The organism is Vibrio sp. 704 (assembly GCF_033339295.1).
In genome coordinates, this window is record NZ_JAWOUH010000835.1 from 1 (window position 1) to 560 (window position 560).

Sequence of the window (560 nt, forward strand, 5' to 3'; positions counted from 1 at the left end):
TATCCGTTGGTGCCGTTTTGTTTGCGGTTAACACAGTGCAAGACTCGAAGGAAGGTCGTTTAGGAAAGTTGCGGATACTTTTGTTGACTCAACTGATACTGAGCTTATTGATTGTCCCGATCAGTGGCTATTTTTTCTCTGGATTTAGCTGGTCTTCTTTAGTCTACAATTTGGTTTTCATTCCTTGGTTTGGCTTTGTTGTCGTTCCAATCATGTTTGCTGCTTTAATTGCGTCATTGCTCTTTCCTATGTTGGCGACGGTTCTATGGTATTTGCTTGACATATTCCTGGTTCCACTAAGTTGGTCGGTTCGATATGCCATAGGAACTTGGCAACCCATTAGTGCCGAGTGGACATTTGTTATTGCTGTAGTGAGTGCCGTGCTCGTTTTAAGACATGTTATGCCTCGTTACGTTTGGATGTTTGTCTGTGTAATTGTTGTGATGACCGGGTTGTTTCCTAAGCAAGATAACCAAACTTGGCGTATTGATGTGCTTGATGTCGGGCATGGGTTGGCGGTACTGGTTGAAAAAGAAGGGAGAGTTTTACTCTATGATACG

1 protein-coding gene is annotated in these 560 nt (G+C 43.0%); it reads left to right on the plus strand.

The features are described from left to right. Positions 1-17 precede the first annotated feature (17 nt). Positions 18-560, plus strand: a 543-nt coding sequence (locus R7R24_RS29400; RefSeq protein ID WP_318120549.1) for a ComEC/Rec2 family competence protein, incomplete at its 3' end; no start/stop codon positions are given.